This is a genomic window from Macrococcoides bohemicum, assembly GCF_016865215.1.
Lineage (GTDB): Bacteria > Bacillota > Bacilli > Staphylococcales > Staphylococcaceae > Macrococcoides > Macrococcoides bohemicum.
In genome coordinates, this window is the sequence record NZ_CP054482.1 from 873,704 (window position 1) to 888,632 (window position 14,929).

14 protein-coding genes are annotated in these 14,929 nt (G+C 30.2%); 6 read left to right on the forward strand and 8 right to left on the reverse strand.

Annotation, left to right across the window (positions count from 1 at the left end; translation table 11 throughout):
- The first annotated feature begins 26 nt into the window (after positions 1 to 26).
- The 3 genes from HT586_RS04565 (at position 27) to HT586_RS04575 (ending at position 2,864) form a co-directional block, all read left to right on the forward strand.
- A complete protein-coding gene (locus tag HT586_RS04565) occupies positions 27 to 1,370 on the forward strand; it encodes a TrkH family potassium uptake protein (protein ID WP_096076959.1) in 1,344 nt (447 codons plus the stop codon).
- A gap of 91 nt (positions 1,371 to 1,461) precedes the next feature.
- Positions 1,462 to 1,989 carry a helix-turn-helix domain-containing protein gene (locus HT586_RS04570; RefSeq protein WP_203545509.1) on the forward strand — a complete coding sequence of 176 codons (528 nt, stop codon included), beginning with the start codon at positions 1,462 to 1,464 and terminating at the stop codon, positions 1,987 to 1,989.
- Between the two features lie 11 nt (positions 1,990 to 2,000).
- Positions 2,001 to 2,864, forward strand: a complete 864-nt coding sequence (locus HT586_RS04575; protein ID WP_232618444.1) for an IS3 family transposase — start codon at positions 2,001 to 2,003, stop codon at positions 2,862 to 2,864.
- Between the two features lie 37 nt (positions 2,865 to 2,901).
- Here the strand turns inward: HT586_RS04575 and HT586_RS04580 are convergent, their stop codons facing one another.
- The gene (locus tag HT586_RS04580; protein ID WP_203546384.1) at positions 2,902 to 4,419 is read right to left on the reverse strand and encodes an ATP-binding protein; all 1,518 of its coding nucleotides are present in this window, start codon (positions 4,417 to 4,419) and stop codon (positions 2,902 to 2,904) included.
- Between the two features lie 64 nt (positions 4,420 to 4,483).
- Here HT586_RS04580 and HT586_RS04585 point away from each other — a divergent pair, with 64 nt between their 5' ends.
- Entirely contained in the window at positions 4,484 to 5,353 is an 870-nt protein-coding gene (locus HT586_RS04585; RefSeq protein WP_096076957.1) for a metallophosphoesterase family protein, read from the forward strand.
- Between the two features lie 7 nt (positions 5,354 to 5,360).
- Here the strand turns inward: HT586_RS04585 and HT586_RS04590 are convergent, their stop codons facing one another.
- The 3 genes from HT586_RS04590 to HT586_RS04600 form a co-directional block, all read right to left on the reverse strand.
- The gene (locus tag HT586_RS04590; RefSeq protein ID WP_133353547.1) at positions 5,361 to 5,960 is read right to left on the reverse strand and encodes a CPBP family glutamic-type intramembrane protease; all 600 of its coding nucleotides are present in this window, start codon (positions 5,958 to 5,960) and stop codon (positions 5,361 to 5,363) included.
- Positions 5,961 to 5,964: 4 nt separating this feature from the next.
- Positions 5,965 to 6,147, reverse strand: a complete 183-nt coding sequence (locus HT586_RS04595) for a YkvS family protein (protein WP_096076955.1) — start codon at positions 6,145 to 6,147, stop codon at positions 5,965 to 5,967.
- Positions 6,148 to 6,250: 103 nt separating this feature from the next.
- Entirely contained in the window at positions 6,251 to 6,724 is a 474-nt protein-coding gene (locus HT586_RS04600; protein WP_133353546.1) for a sigma-70 family RNA polymerase sigma factor, read from the reverse strand.
- A gap of 217 nt (positions 6,725 to 6,941) precedes the next feature.
- Here HT586_RS04600 and HT586_RS04605 point away from each other — a divergent pair, with 217 nt between their 5' ends.
- Positions 6,942 to 7,421, forward strand: coding sequence for a competence protein ComK (locus HT586_RS04605; protein WP_096076953.1), 480 nt, complete (start codon positions 6,942 to 6,944; stop codon positions 7,419 to 7,421).
- 29 nt (positions 7,422 to 7,450) lie between these two features.
- On the opposite strand, the gene HT586_RS04610 is transcribed toward HT586_RS04605, so the two are convergent.
- Both HT586_RS04610 and HT586_RS04615 read right to left on the reverse strand, forming a co-directional pair.
- Positions 7,451 to 9,034 carry a M20/M25/M40 family metallo-hydrolase gene (locus HT586_RS04610; protein ID WP_203546385.1) on the reverse strand — a complete coding sequence of 528 codons (1,584 nt, stop codon included), beginning with the start codon at positions 9,032 to 9,034 and terminating at the stop codon, positions 7,451 to 7,453.
- A 156-nt stretch (positions 9,035 to 9,190) separates the two neighbouring features.
- The gene (locus tag HT586_RS04615) at positions 9,191 to 10,180 is read right to left on the reverse strand and encodes an acyltransferase family protein (RefSeq protein ID WP_096076951.1); all 990 of its coding nucleotides are present in this window, start codon (positions 10,178 to 10,180) and stop codon (positions 9,191 to 9,193) included.
- A gap of 191 nt (positions 10,181 to 10,371) precedes the next feature.
- On the opposite strand from HT586_RS04615, the gene HT586_RS04620 reads away from it, so the two are divergent.
- On the forward strand, positions 10,372 to 10,818 hold the full coding sequence (locus HT586_RS04620) for a MarR family winged helix-turn-helix transcriptional regulator (protein ID WP_203546386.1): 447 nt from the start codon (positions 10,372 to 10,374) through the stop codon (positions 10,816 to 10,818).
- A 113-nt stretch (positions 10,819 to 10,931) separates the two neighbouring features.
- Here the strand turns inward: HT586_RS04620 and HT586_RS04625 are convergent, their stop codons facing one another.
- Both HT586_RS04625 and HT586_RS04630 read right to left on the reverse strand, forming a co-directional pair.
- Positions 10,932 to 13,940: an N-acetylmuramoyl-L-alanine amidase gene (locus HT586_RS04625; RefSeq protein ID WP_203546387.1), complete on the reverse strand. Its 3,009-nt coding sequence runs from the start codon at positions 13,938 to 13,940 to the stop codon at positions 10,932 to 10,934.
- 247 nt (positions 13,941 to 14,187) lie between these two features.
- Complete coding sequence (locus tag HT586_RS04630) at positions 14,188 to 14,655, reverse strand: DUF2538 family protein (protein WP_096076948.1); 468 nt, start codon at positions 14,653 to 14,655, stop codon at positions 14,188 to 14,190.
- Between the last annotated feature and the right edge of the window lie 274 nt (positions 14,656 to 14,929).

Genomic DNA, 14,929 nt, shown 5'->3' on the forward strand with positions numbered 1-14,929 from the left:
CATTGATTTAAGAAAGAAGTGAAATAATGAACAAGTTATTCCAAAAATTAACACCACAACAAGGTATTGTGCTCTATTACCTTGTAGCAATATTCATTTCTTTCTTATTGCTCCGTATGCCATATGTACATAAACCAGGCGTTGACATTAGTTACATTGATTCATTATTTGTTGCAGTGTCTGGTGTCAGTGTAACAGGATTGTCACCGGTGTCTATTGCAGAAACTTATTCCACTTTTGGTCAGTGTGTCATCCTTATCATCCTTAATCTTGGTGGTATTGGTGTTATGGCGATGGGTACATTGTTATGGGTTATTATTGGTAAGAAGATTGGGATGCGTGAAAGACAACTTATAATGGTTGACCATAATCAAAATAAGATGTCTGGCGTTGTAACAATGATTCTTGAAATTGTGAAGGCGATGTTGTTTATTGAAATACTGGGTGCCTTATTTTTAGCATTTTATTTCTATAAAGATATGGATTCAATAAAAGATGCATTATTCCATGGGTTATTCGCATCGATTTCCGCAACCACAAATGGTGGTTTAGATATAACAGGTGATTCACTTAATAGTTACGCTGACGATTATTTTGTGCAAACAATTACGATGTTTTTGATTGTATTAGGTGCAATTGGATTTCCCGTCATTATTGAAATAAAAACTTATTTAACAAACAAAATTCCAAATTTTAGGTTCAGTTTATTCGCAAAACTGACAATCAGTACATATTTTTTATTGTTTATTGTTGGTACAGTTGTTATCTATTTATTTGAGTTTAATAACGCTTTTAAAAATATTTCATGGCATAAAGGTCTTTTTTATGCGTTATTTCAATCTTCAACAACCAGAAGTGCGGGACTTACGACGATAGATTTAAATCAATTAACAGAGGCTACACGATTTTTTATGGGGGGACTCATGTTTATCGGTTCTAGTCCAAGTTCAGTAGGTGGAGGTATCAGAACGACTACATTTGCTATATTAATTCTGTTTTTGATGAATTATAGCAATGGTAGAACAAACATTAAAGTATTCAATAAAGAAATTGATCCTATTGATATTCAAAGAACATTTGCGGTAATGGTTCTTGCTACTATTATCTGTTTTACAGGTTTATTATTTATTCTATTTTTTGAAAATGATAAATTTGATTTACTGTCGATTTTCTTCGAAGTGATGAGTGCCTTTGGAACTTGTGGTTTATCACTCGGTATAACTGGAGATTTAACAAGTGGTAGTAAGCTGGTCATTATGGCATTGATGTTTATAGGTCGTGTTGGTTTAATCTCATTTATTATAATGCTTGGTGGTAAAGCAGAACCTGATAAATTTAGATATCCGAAAGAAAGAATTATGATAGGCTAATAATATAAATAGAAGATAATTTAAAAGAAAGAAAGACTAGCATTTATTGAAGTGCACCCCTAAAGTTGAACCTTAAAATTCAACTTTAGGGGTGCTTATTTTGAATAAAAAGCATGATCTTGATTTTAAATTAAAACTAATCAAAGAATATAAAGAAGGAAATATGGGTTATGATTCATTAAGTAACAAATATGATATCGTTCCTTCACAACTAAAAACATGGACTTACCAATTTGATACCTTCGGTATTGACGGCCTTATATCCAGTATGACCAGAAAGAAATATTCAACAGATGAAAAATTAAGAATCATTCAGTATAGAATTACTAATCAACTTTCATATAAAGAAACTGCTAGAATCTTTGAGATTACTAATCCTACTTTAATAGCTCAGTGGCAGATGAAATACAATCAATATGGTATCCTAGGTTTAGAATCAAAACCGAAGGGTCGTGCGTCTAAAACTATGAAAAATAAAAAGGTTGATAACACTAGTTTAAACGAAAGTGAACGACAAGAATTAATACGCTTACGTGAGGAAAACAGGAGATTAGAAATCGCAATTGCTCTCGAAAAAAAGTTACAATCCTTAGCTCGAAAAAATCAAACAAAGAAATAGTAGCTGCTATTATTGAGTTAAGGAATGAATCTAACTATAAGTTAAAAGAAATATTATCAGTAGCTATGATAGCGAAAAGTGTATACCATTATTGGAAATTACGACTTAGTGTCACTAAACATAAAGACAATTATTTAATTACTTTGATTAAAGAAATCATTAACAAACATAAAAATAGGATAGGTTATCGTACAGTAACCGACGAACTAAGAGAGTTAGGTTTTGTAGTTAACCATAAAAAAGTTCTTAGAATAATGAGAGAAAATAATTTACTTTGTACAAAGTTTAAGCATAGAAATAGAACATATAAGTCGTACAAAGGGAAAGTTGGCAAAACAGCTAAGAATAAATTGAATCGTAGATTCGTAACTAATCGCCCATATCAAAAATTACTTACTGATGTAACACAATTCAACATTAAAAATGGAACTAAGCTATATCTGTCAACAATTTTTGATGTATGTTCGAAAGAGATTATTTCTTATTCAATTAGTAAGCGTCCAACATTGGAATTCGTTATGGAATCATTGTTAAAAGCAATTAATGTAATTCCAGACCTTCCCTATAGAACTACAATCCATTCCGATCAAGGGTGGCAATATCAGCATAAATCTTGGGTACAAACTTTGAAAAAGAATAGAATTATTCAAAGCATGTCTAGAAAAGGTAATTGTCTTGATAATTCTCCGATGGAGAATTTCTTTGGTATTTTAAAACAAGAAATGTTTTATGGAGAAACATTTGATTCTTATGATGAACTAGAAGAGGAGATTATTGACTATATGGAGTATTATAATTTAGTCAGAAAGAAGAGAAAATTAAAAAGCAAGACTCCTGTAGAATACAGAAATCTTGCTTTAATGAAAGTAGCTTAATAAAAAGTTCAACTTTTTGGGTTCACTACATTATTCGCTAGTCTTTTTTAAGTTTATTATTATTTTGATCATATTCAGATGGAATCGATATAAGTGGTAGTTTAATAATAAATGTTGTACCAATATCTACTTTACTGATTACTTCAATTTCACCGTTATTAGCATCGATAATACTTTTAGAAACAGGTAATCCAAGACCCGTACCAGTGATTTTTGTTGTGAAGAAAGGATTAAATAACTGCTTTAGCACTTCTTCATCCATACCACATCCATTATCTCGTATTGAAAGAATAGCTTGATCATGAGTATGGTCCACCTTGATTTCAATTATGCCCTGTTTATGTTCCACCATTGCATCTTTTGCGTTTTGAATAAGATTGATGATAATTTGTTTAAATTGGTCGACAGCTACATGAACAAGCGTTTGATGATCGGTATAGCTTTTTATCGTTCGAATATTCTTCATCGATAAGTCATATTCAAGAAATGTTAGTGTTTCTCTTACAATATCTCGTAAATCTACAATTTCTACATCTAGCTTTGTAGGTTTGCCTAGTAATAAGAATTGTCCAACGATTAAATTGATACGTTCTAATTCTGTTTTTACAATTTTAAAATATTGGTTTTCATGTTTAGCATCATATTGCATTTCCAATAAATCTACAAAGCCTTTAATAGATGTTAAGGGATTCTTTATTTCATGCGCAGTGTTAGCAGCAAGTTGACCAATTAATTCTTTCTTTTGAGAATTAATATCTTCAAGTAATAGTTCACTTTCTTTCTGTGCTTTATAGCTATGATAGAAAAGTTGTAATGTCGCAATAAGTAATGAAAATACTAATGCTGCAAGTAGAACTTTTTCAAATACTTCACGATAAACATTCTTATTCGAATTGATTGTAAGATTCCAGTCAACTTTTAAAAATTTCTGTGATTCTTTTATATTAGTAAATACAGGGTGATTTGACTGAAAAATGATATAATCATTAAAGTCTGTAATCGTCACAGTATTATCTTTTTGAAGAGAATCAATGACTGTACCAATTGTATTAATATCAATTTCTGCAACGACAAGATTACTTGTTTTCTCATCGGTAATGTTTTTCGTAATATATACGACATTTTTATTCATATTATTTTTACGAACATCACTAATTGCAACATTATTTAAAGTTCTTTTTTCAATATGATTGAAGAATTTCATGGATTCTATTTTTTTACCGATCATTGCTTTTGAATTTGAATTGATAACAACCGCATTATGATCCAGAACATAGATATTAATGATTCGGTGGTCACGATTTTTAAGTACTTGTATCTTTTTATCAATATTTACTTTATCTTTTTCATATATAACTGTAGTTGCAACATTTTCAACTGCAGAAGTTGTCTCACTAAAAAATGAATCAACCTGTTCAGTATGTATTCCAATAGATTTCTTTATGTTTTCACGAAGATGAACTTCTTCGTTATGCACTAATAAATACCAGAATAATGCTGAAAATAATAATGTAAGTATGATATTATAAATGACGTATTTTTTGATATTATTCATAGATTTCTCCAATTTAAAAAGTCATATTAAAAATCATGCTATAATATCACAAAGAGGTGGAAGCATGAAAAAAGGATTAATTAATATACATATTATAACAACAAATAACATCAAAGGTGCAATGTTTCAAGAAAATAATGCATTTAATATTTATAAAGCAGCAACTTATATTAAATTAGCCAGGCAAAGTGGACAAGTTCTGTTAATTAATAATGGTCAGCTGATCACAGGTTCACCAGTGAGTGAGTATTATGCAGGTTTGAAAGAATATAAACGCATTCCATTAATATCACTTATGAATCTTTTGAAATATAATGCAACAAATATTACGATTAAAGACTTTTCCTTAGGCTTTAATTATTTTAACCGGGCACATGCGATGAGTGAATTTCCATTTTTATCATGTAATATTTTAAATGAATCTACAAAAGAGCCGTATTTTAATACCCCTTATATCATTCATCAATATAAAGGTATTAAAATAGGCGTAATTGCTTTATCAGAAGCGGTGCAAATAGATCACGAAACAATGATTGTCTCTAATCCCAAGGAATCGATTAAGACCTGGATGAGATATATGTACGATAATGAGAGTCCGGATTATGTCATTGCATTACATAATGGACAAATCACTGATTTAATTACAAGTGAAGAAATATTATGTGTAGAAGGCATTCATTTATTACTGACAAATAATAAAGCTCAGGGTATTGAGCATGAATACACAGAAATCATTCACTTACCAGAAAGTTCATCGCTACTACATATAAAATTGATGTTTAAAGAACGTACAAACTCTTTTGAAAATAAAGGATGTTCTTATGAATTTATAGATGTTTCAAGATATGAAGAAGATTATTTGTTAAAGGAAACAATATATTACGAAGAAAAAGAATATTTACTTGCCAGAAAGAAAAAAATCCTTAGTGACTAAGGATTTTTTATCTATAGATGAGCATTAATATTATTATTGCAAATATTTGACCTATAATAGGTGTAATCAAACGTTTTGTATTATGATAGCTCAGAGCTAAAATAAACTGAGTTAAAAAGATAAAAAGTAATAACTCAATACTTATGAAATACATAAACAAGCTTGTTACACATAGACTGACGATCATTGCTGAAACAAACTGATTAAATCGATCATCAAGGTAATTTTGCAACATATTACGAAAGAACAATTCCTGCAACGGTATAGATATCATTAAAGAAATGATAAGCTGCCATTTTACATAAACACCTAGCCCTACAATTACTTTCAGTAAATGAAAGTATGTAATATCTTTCATTATGAAAGATAGGATTGTATGTAGAATAACGATTACAAAACTTGTAAGAATACCTGTGATGATTGCGTCTAATAAACGCTTAGAATGAATATTACGTTCATAGAAAATATATCCGATAGAAGAGAATAACATTAAGCCAGTATATAAATGCCAGAACACTTGATGTTCATTTCTCATTCCGAACAATATAATGTGAAAGATAGTAAATAAAATTAAAAAACCATATACAGGCTTTTTTATTATATTCATTATTTTATGCCTCTATAATGATTGTATAACGTTTATGGTTAATAACAGTTTTCTCAGGGATTTCTAATTTTTCGAAGTTTTCCATAATCGTACAATCCACAATCACTGAATTCTCATTAACTTTCTCAACGATGCCTTGTTTACCTTCGTGAAACTCAATAATATCTCCAACTTTAGCTGCCATAATTTTTCCTCCTTAAAAACATGCTAATTGCTATTATACTAAATTTGATACATATTGAACATAAAAATTTATTGATTATTCAAAAGATTTTTGATGACCATACATTCTAATAATCGTGATAAAAGAAGGTTAATTTTTTTTGTGCATTCTTCTTATATTTTTTTATTGTAGACACACTTACCTTCATATCAGCTGCTATTTCCTTCATTGAATAACCTTTCAAAAATAACTTCAGCCATTGATATTCTTCACGAGATAAATAATATTTTATTTCTTTTAATGTCAAATTATCATATGAATCATTGAAATGATTATTATGAGACATAATGTCGTCATTCATTAAGATAAACCGTTCATTTCTTTTAGATAACTTTCTAATTTCATCGATAAAGAAAAATTTGAGTTTTGTATAGATGTAGTGATCTTTATTAGGTGTTTTGTTTGGATCGTATGATTGATCTAATTCCCAAAGTTTAATTAATGCCATTTGATAAAACTCATCAAAGTCATAAGTTAAATGATATTTATAAATGAGGTGAAAGATTAGCTTTTCATATTTAGTCTTTGTTTCTTCAAACATTTTTTCCCTTTTGAATATCTAGATATTCTATTTTTATTTCCGGATGAAGTAAGTATATTCAAACTTTTTGTTAATTAAAAATTAACATTTCGATAAAAAATGTTTAGTTTATTAAATAAATATAATTTTATTGTCAAAAATTGATTAAAAAGTGACGTAAATATGTGTATTTATTTATAATAATGATGAATTGATAATTTGATAAGAGGTGAATATTATGTTAGAAATGCCGCTTTGTGCAACTGATATGTGTATTTATCAAAGTCCAGAAGTAGAAGGAAAGACTCAAATTTATTCCTTTTGTGGAGAAGTTAGAATTATTGATGAAAGAGCAGAAAAGTTATTAGATCAAACATTAATTTTTTTTGGAAGTAATATAAAAACTCGGAGACAGTCTGCAAAAGTATTAACTAGACATATGCATCATCTTCCGATTATTATCGAACCTTCTATTCAATGGATGTATTATCCTATCCATCAGTCAAAAACGCATTTTCAATTATTTATACAGCACCAGATGATCTATCATTTTGAAGGTAAGAAGGATCAGACAAGAATATTTTTTATAAATAATATGGAGTTAGTTGTTCCTCAAAATATAAATTTTATACATAAGCAACATCAAAAAGCACTGTTACTGGCAGATTTACAATCCAAAATAATAAAACGGCAATTGCACTTAAGCAATTACCGTTAGAAATGTTTTTATGGCTTATATTATCTTTTTTATTTGTCGATAAAGAATTTGTGGAAAATTTTATTTAATACAAAAGGTACTTCTTCAGACACACTTTTAATGTGGATTCGCTCAGTTAACTGGTGTGCATCTTTACCAAAAGCACCGATATTAATTACTGGTGCTTTTAATTTTTTCATTGCTGAAAAAGGAATATCGTAATGTGTTTTGAAACCGGGAGTATTATCAGTAAATATACCAGTATCACTATCATCGTGCGTATAGTTAACATAACTTAAATCAGAAATACCATTGAAGTAATGAATTTTTGTTGTTTCACGATTAAATTGTTTCTTCATTTGTTTAATAGCATATCTTGTAATTGATTTTATTAATTTATCTTGACTGCTATTAACTGAAGGGTAGTAAGGTGCATTGAAATAAGTTACGACCGTATAATCATTACTTTTATCTAAAAGCAATAAGGCTTTAATAACTGTCTGAGCATATAGACGATCATCTGCTTGTTTTGTATCACTGATAATATTATGGATTGTTTCATATCCATGTTTCTTTTTCATGGATTTAACTAATTCTTCAAAAGTTATTACTTTTATTTTTGGTGATGTATCAAATACCAAACCTAAGTCCCGAGAACATTCTGAGACAGTGCGTTCAACGATTTGATTAAACAGTTTGAAAACATGTGCAGCACTTTGTTCAAATAAGAACACGTTGTAGTAACTTGAAGCCATAAAGGGTGTTTGTACATTGTAATCTTCTTTTAAGTCTTTCATATACAGACTAACAGGGAGAGGTGTTTCTTCATTTTTATATCGTTCAAGAAATTGTGTATTATATTCTAATTCAGAATTGATACGACTAATTAAATAGTTAGCACTAAGTCCATTTAATGGTTCTCCAACATGTGTTTCTTTTCCATAAACAAATACAGATGGCATCACTTTACCGATGCTACCATTATAAATATAATAATTATCATCTTTCGGATATTGACTAAATGCAGGCTCGCCATTCATGATAAGTAATAATTTTAAGTTTTCCTGTTCAATAAATTCTGATAGATCAGAAACAGCACTTCTCATGCCCGAGGAATTTACTTCTTCGTCAGGAACAGTTAATAAAATAATGTTAATTGGCCATTCTTCATGGATTGCTTTTTCAAGTATGCTTAAATGCATCATTAATCCAGATTTCATATCCATGATGCCACGTCCAAATAAATACTGTTTTGACTGAATATCATCTTGATGATATTCACTAAACTTTTCAAGGTTACAAGCATATGATTTTTCTAATGCATCACTATCGAATGCTAATGCTTCAAAAGGGCCATAATCATTTGTATCAACAGTGTCATAGTGGCTCATAATAATAACTGTATCATCTGTCACATGTGTACGATACATAGCTGCTACAGCATTCTTGTGATCATACGTTTCAATTAATTTAATATGTGAATCATGCTGTTTAAAATAATCTAATTGTTTTAGTGTCTGTTTAATATAAAAAGGAAAGTTAATTTCACCTTCGGTATTCGTGATGCTGTCATGCTTAACAAGGTCTTTTAATAGTGCAATTCTGTCTGCTGGTGTTTGCCAAAGTAAACGCATAAAAAAATCTCCTTAAATTTATATTTAAAAGCAACATGTAATTTTATTTATATCAGACATATTCGGCGCTCTTATAACAATTATACATATTTCTTCACAAATAAAAAATATTAAATAAAAGTAATTCATATAAAATTTACTAAAATTAAAAAACCTCTAACGAGGTTTTTTAATTTCGACGATCGGTGTAGTTATTTTTTTAGTAGCATTCATACTAAGTGTATAAACTAAGAAGATGGTAACAAGAATCATAAAGATTAATATTGAAGCAACATGATCATTAAAATATTTCCCCCAATTATTTGCTCTGAATAATCCAATAAACATGCCATGTAAGAGATAAATGAACATGGTTCTTGAGCCAATATACGTTAGAGGTAGTTTTCGGTTCGGTACAACATTTAAAAAGCTTGCAGTACTAATTAGAATGATTACATAAATAATGGCACGTTTTATGCCACTATAAAGATCAGAAGCTTCATGTTCAAGTTTGATATAGGGTTTGCTCCCAAAAAGCCATTCAAAATTAAAATCTGTTAACATATAGAAAATGAAAACAATCATCAACATACATATAGAAACAGGAATATATTTCTTATTTCTAATGTATTTAAATTGTTCTGGTTGAGCATAATAACCAATTAAAAACAAAGGAAAGAAAACAAATGTTCTTGATAAGCTTAAAGTATTATTAATAAATGGTAAGTAGCCGACGAATATTCCAATGATGAATGAAACGATTAAGGTAACCCATGGATTTATATCTTTTACGATAAATAGCATGACCTGCCATGAAAATAAGCTGAGTAGAAACCACATCGCCCATTGCGGATCGAATGGATTTAAATCAACGGTGTTTACGTCATCGATAAAATAATAATAAAAAGCATAAAAACTCTGAAAAATAATGTAGGGTAATAATAATTTCTTAGTTACTTTTTTGATATACCCTGGTTTATGTATGCCTTTAGCAAAATAACCAGAAATCAATACAAATGCAGGCATATGAAAGCTATATATAAACATATATAAAGCTTGTAAAAAATGACTTTCGTTTATGAAAGAACGTAATAAATGACCAAAAACTACTAAAACAATTAATAAAAATCTTGCATTATCAAAATAATGATCTCTTTCTTTATTCATAAAAAATCTCCTTAAAAATATTCTCACAAAAAATTAATTATATTGTACATTTATGAATTAAATCTACAAATTAAATATGCTATGATAAAATATAAATAGCCTACAACTTTTTATTAATTCATTAAATATCGTTGCTAAACTAAATAATTGGGCTTATAATCTATATAAGAAAAAAGTTGGGAGACAATAACATGGATGAAAAGCGACTTAAAAGATTTGGACAATTAATTTATTTTATGGATTCTAAAATTGATGAACTTGCTTCTGCAGAATTAACGGATGTAACTTTAACACGTGAACAATTATATATGCTAGAACTTATTGCATCAGAAGAGAATATGACACAAAAAAAGTTAATCTATAAGTTAAATAAAGAACAGACGGCGGTTTCAAGAGCAATAAAAAAATTAGTTGATAACGGTTTTGTAAAAAAAGAGCAGAGTATTTATGATTTAAGATCTACGGTGTTAATTGCAACTGAACAAGGTGAAAAAGCATTAGAACGTGCAGAAGATATTAAAGCTAAAGTTGTACGTAGCTTTATGCGAGAGCTAAATTCTGCAGAATCTGAAGAATTGATTCAGCTACTAGAAAAAATATATCATTCATTTACGCTTAGAGAGCCATTTCGTTTTTAGTTGTAAATCATCAGCTATTAGTAAATCAACTTAAATATTCAATTTAGTATTATATAGCCTAAATGCTGAAAAATAACCTTCCTAATAACTATTAGGAAGGTTATTTTTTAATATTATATATATTCATGAACGATATAATTTAATCCGTCTAGACCTAATGACTTATATAAACGAGCGATATTCTTAGCGTTATTCGTTGCCCATCTAACATCTGTTGCATATTGATGTGTTGCAGTATTTTCTGGATTCCAGCGCATTTGATGAAGAGTACGCTGACCATTGTCAATATATGCTTTACGTACGTATTCTGCACCACCAATGATTGCTTTAGAAACAGAATCCCAACCGTTATTCTTAGCGTATGCAATACCACCTACTTCTACATTATTATCAGTAGCTTTAGTACCATAAGTATTATAGTATTTCTTTGTTGCATTTTCGATAATACGTGTATTATCGTCATTGATACCTAGACCGTTTGATAATCTGCTTTTTCCATGTCCTGTTTCAACAAGCGCGTGTGCGATTAAATAGATTTCATTAATTTTAAATTGTTTTGCAGCAACTGCAAAGGCAGCACCCTGATTTTCTAAAATACCTTTTCCGGCAAGTAGTTTATTTAAATTTTTAGCTGAAATACCTTCAAATTGCCCTAAATCTAAAAATTGATACTTTAACTCTGGATCATTTAAAGCATTTTTTGTATCCATATTCGCTTTAATTTCGCTGTCATCTGCTAAACGCTCGTTATATACTCTCGCCGGTGTTGAGAATACTACTTTAGGACCGGCATTACGTGCAGGATTTTTTAAACTAGATTGTTTCGCAACAGCAACTTCTAGACTTTCAGGTGCTTTTAATTTTACGACATTTTGTGTAAAAAGATAACTATCAGGAACATATCCAGTTGTTTTATCGTCTAGTAGTACTTTATGCCATACAGCATTGCCAATTTTATCTGTACGAATTACTTGTATGATGTTAGAAGGTAATGTACTTAATTTTTTTATGCGTTGAGATTTAGAACCGCCAGGAATTGAATAAATATAACCTGAAGATTTCTTTATCGTATAAGGCATCTTAGTCCAGGATACAGTTTTAAATTGCTTTTCTTTAATAAATGTATCACTAATCCAACCTAAAAATTTATTTTTTGGATCGGCTACACCATAATATTGCTTGTTATTTTTCTTTGCTGACTGATTGATATAGAATTGCATATCAACTGGGTTTGTCTGTGCTTTTTTTGTAGATTTAATATCTGTGTATAAAACAGTATTCTTAGCATCTGTACGACCGATTAAACTCACATTTTTCATATCAGTGATTTTAACGGCAGTTTTTGATGGAGAAGCTGATTTTAAGGTCATTTGATTTAAATTAATCCATCCAGTTAAAGCATTCACTGTTCCAAAGTAATAAGATGTTTGACCGACTTTTACAAACTGAGATGTTTTAAATTCTTTTCCTGTTAATCCTTTTAAGCTTCCAACAACTTGTTTTGAACTACCCCAAGGTGTTGAATAAATGCTTTTTGCAGTACTATTTAATGTAAATCTTTTTGACGTTTTTGATGGTGGAGTGATTGAAAATGATTTTGTATCTTTTGCTTTTACCCAACCACGCGGAACGTTTTTATTATCAGTAAGTGAGTAATAAGTAACACCATCTAACACAGCTTTCTTATTTACATAATAAGCAGTGTTTGATTTTGACCCTGCTTTCGCTATAGCAGGATTGCCAACTGAAGTATATACATCAGTATTTTGCCATTTAATTTTGGCAATACGGCGTTCGTTTGTTGTGACTACTTTTCCCGTTGTATTAGGAGCAGGTGTCACTTGGGGAGGTGTATTACCAGGTGTTGGTACAGGTGTTGCTGGCATAGTCCCGTTTAATTTATAGTTATATTTTTCAGAAACAAGATTGTAAAATTCATCGAAAGTATAGTTGTTAGCCTGGAACCAACCGATCGGATCAGTGTGATCAGTTCCACCTAAGAAATTAGAAACAGCTTTATGGTTCCAAACAGTACCATTGCCATCATAGTGTGCATTATCTAACGGTAAACCATAATATAATAAATTTGTCGCAAAGTAATCTGCGTAATTATTGATAGAACGACTAAATGCTTCTTTACCGTAAACCCTTACTAATTCAACATTGATATAACGAGGATTAGCAACTGGTCCTGCACCCCATGAAATATAATCAGTATCAGCTACTTCAACGATTCGCTTATCATCAATAAAGGCATGTACGAAAGCATTTGTGTAATTACGTTTCATATAAGCAATTTCACCATCAATTTTAGATGTAGGGTTAGCTGTTTCGTGTGCTACGATACCTTCCGGTTTAGCTACGCCATTTCTATATGCAATTTTTGGTGAATTAAAAAAGCTTTTTTCGTACACAGGTACTGCCCAGTTATTATATTTTATGACTTCATTAACTGACATAGAGTCGATATTTTTTGCCTTTGTCGTTGCCGTTGTTCCTAAAGTTCTTGTTCTTGCTGTTGTAGTAATTGCTGTTTTTTTAGGTTGAGCAGCTGCAGTAGATACTTCAGCAGTAGCTGCTTCAACAATTGGTGATTCCGTAGAAGTCGTATCAACAGTAGGCACTTCAGCAGTAGCTGCTTCAACAGTTGGTGATTCCGTAGAAGTCGTATCAACAGTAAGCACTTCAGTAGTGACCGCTTCAACAGTTGGTGATTCCGTAGAAGTCGTATCAACAGTAGGCACTTCAGCAGTAGCTGCTTCAACAGTTGGTGATTCCGTAGAAGCCGTATCAACAGTAGGCACTTCAGCAGTAGCTACTTCAACAGTTGGTGTTTCCGTAGTTGTTAGTTGTGTAGTTGAAGCTGTTTCAGTATTATTTTTTACTTGAGTTAAAGAATATTGTTCAGCAATAGATGCAGGATTTGATAAATCATTTGTAGCAATCACATTAACTGGAACTTTTGATTCATTAGCAGTACTTGGATTAACTGTTTCATTTGCCGTACTATCAATTGAGTCTGTTTTTACAACCTCATTTTCTGCAGCATAAGCAGCTGTTGTTGTACCAGCAAACATCATTAACATTAGAGCAGGTGTTTTGTAATAAAATTTATTATCCATGTGTACTTCCTTTCTCAATTTAATTCATAATTTCATTCTCTTTTATTATAGGGACATTTATTCAATTAGTATATAAAGGATTTGAATTGTAATATTACTTTAATATATGAAATACTAAATTCATAATGTAAATTAATATATGCACACATTTAAAGGATTAAATTCATTTGTTATTTTCTTAAAATTTTGTTGAATAAAAAAACCACCATCAATTTATATATCGAAATTGGTGGTGGTTTATATTTGTTTAATGCATTTTTAATATTGTAGTATATTGCCAAAATAGTTGCATATGCTTCATATCCCAGTGAGTCATGCCCATAGCATACCCTGATGGTGTAAAGATCTGGATGTTGGATACTTCTAAAACTGCTGCTATTAAGTATTGATCAAATACATCAAGAGAAGTGAAGGTATGACTTAAATTTTCTCCCTCAAAAACGAAATCTAATGGTACTTCATAATCAAAAATATTAATTTGATTGAATATAGCTGGAATTGCTAATATATAGCACGCACCGTCCATAAGAGGATTGTTTCCTGCATCAGTATAATATATTAATAAAGCTTCGTAATTTTGCTGATGATAATCATCAAGGTAATAAAAGGCTTTACGTTTATTTGATAAATCACGGGGTGAAACAATTATATCTTGTAATTTATCAAACATTTGATTAATTTGCCCATACTTTTCATAGGTTTTACGAGTTGCCATAAAGGTTCACTCCAATTTATTGTTGATTTACAGGAACTTCATTATTCTGTATTATCGGTTGTCTTACAACGTTTTGTGGTGTCTGACTACTTTGAATGTTGTTATTCGTAGTGGTATTATTTCTAACAACATTCGGACTATTAAAAGAATTATTATTTGAAGTATTCTGATTGACTTCTGGAGCAGCTGGTGCTTGATTAATAATCTGATTATTATTTTGTTGTGGTATAGCTGGTGCCTCAGTAATTATAGGTTCAGGTGCTGGCTCTACTAT

Coding starts and splice junctions, on each gene's coding strand:
- HT586_RS04565 (WP_096076959.1), top strand. CDS start 27: ATGAACAAGTTATTCCAAAAATTAACACCACAACAAGGTATTGTGCTC.
- HT586_RS04580 (WP_203546384.1), bottom strand. CDS start 4,419: ATGAATAATATCAAAAAATACGTCATTTATAATATCATACTTACATTA.
- HT586_RS04585 (WP_096076957.1), top strand. CDS start 4,484: ATGAAAAAAGGATTAATTAATATACATATTATAACAACAAATAACATC.
- HT586_RS04590 (WP_133353547.1), bottom strand. CDS start 5,960: ATGAATATAATAAAAAAGCCTGTATATGGTTTTTTAATTTTATTTACT.
- HT586_RS04600 (WP_133353546.1), bottom strand. CDS start 6,724: ATGTTTGAAGAAACAAAGACTAAATATGAAAAGCTAATCTTTCACCTC.
- HT586_RS04605 (WP_096076953.1), top strand. CDS start 6,942: ATGTTAGAAATGCCGCTTTGTGCAACTGATATGTGTATTTATCAAAGT.
- HT586_RS04610 (WP_203546385.1), bottom strand. CDS start 9,034: ATGCGTTTACTTTGGCAAACACCAGCAGACAGAATTGCACTATTAAAA.
- HT586_RS04615 (WP_096076951.1), bottom strand. CDS start 10,180: ATGAATAAAGAAAGAGATCATTATTTTGATAATGCAAGATTTTTATTA.
- HT586_RS04620 (WP_203546386.1), top strand. CDS start 10,372: ATGGATGAAAAGCGACTTAAAAGATTTGGACAATTAATTTATTTTATG.
- HT586_RS04625 (WP_203546387.1), bottom strand. CDS start 13,940: ATGGATAATAAATTTTATTACAAAACACCTGCTCTAATGTTAATGATG.
- HT586_RS04630 (WP_096076948.1), bottom strand. CDS start 14,655: ATGGCAACTCGTAAAACCTATGAAAAGTATGGGCAAATTAATCAAATG.